1 protein-coding gene is annotated in these 1,192 nt (G+C 63.8%); it reads left to right on the plus strand.

Going from position 1 to position 1,192, the window contains the following annotated elements; genetic code table 11:
- A partial coding sequence (locus AC2VON_RS16215; protein ID WP_486953873.1) for an LAGLIDADG family homing endonuclease occupies nt 1-1,192 on the plus strand: 1,192 nt, incomplete at both ends.

The following is a 1,192-nucleotide window of genomic DNA, read 5'->3' on the forward strand; positions in this document are numbered from 1 at the left end:
GCGCTGCGCCCAATTCGGACAACGTGGTCGAGTTGAAGGTTCTGGATCGGCACGGCAACACCGTTTTGGCGGACACACTGTTCCATTCGGGCGAGCATCAGACTTTCAGGGTACGGACGGCTGAAGGTTACGAGGTCACGGGCACGGCCAACCATCCCTTACTGTGCTTGGTCGACGTCGGCGGCGTACCCACCCTGCTGTGGAAGCTGATCGCAGAGCTCCGCCCCGACGACCACGTCGTGTTGCAGCGAACGCCACCGGCGGAATCGGGCCCCGATGACTGCCATGACGCGCTGGAAGCCCTGCTGTTGGGTGCTTTCGTCAGCGAGGGCTTCGGGTCCGAAACTCGCGCCGGGTTCAACAACCTCGACCGCGACTACTTCGAGAAGGTCGTCGGTGCATACGACGCGGTCGTCGGAGGCCGGCGGTATGTATCCGCGCGGGTGACCTCCTGCGGTTCGATGCTGCACGAATTCGACGTGCACAATCTGTCGGAACTCAGAAAGACGCGGCTCGGCGGGATGATCGGGCAACGTCCGGCCGACAAGTCGGTGCCGCATTGGCTGTGGCAGTCCCCCGCCGCAGCGAAACGCGTCTTCCTGCAAGCGTTGTTCGAGGGTGATGGCTCGTGTTCTGCGCTACCGCGCAACACGATTCACATATCGTACTCGACACGCAGCAGGCAGCTGGCGGTAGACGTTCAACAGATGCTGCTCGAGTTCGGAGTGGTCTCACGGCGATGCCGCCGTGCTGATGGCGAGCACGAGGTCGCCATCACCGATCGTGCTCAGGCCGAAATCTTCGCAAACCATGTCGGTTTCGGCGGTGCCAAACAAACCAAGCTGAACGCCGTACTCGCTGAGATGCCGACTTGCCGCGGGCGGGACGAAGATCACGTACCCGGACTGGCCGCGTTCATCGGCAGGTACGCCGGTGGCTCCCGGGCCGACCGCGACTGGCTCAACCGCCACAACGTCGACCGCATCCAACGCTGGCGCACGCGCGGCGGGGAGATTCTGGCCCACATCGCCGATCCCGACGTCCGCGCCATCGCCAGCGACCTCACCGACGGCCGGTTCTACTACGCGCGCATCGTCTCCGTCACCGAGGCAGGTGTACAACCGGTGTACAGCCTGCGCGTGGACACCTCCGACCACGCATTCCTGACCAACGGTTTCGTCAGCCACAACAC

The sequence above is a fragment of the Mycobacterium sp. TH-M82 genome (assembly GCF_057473605.1).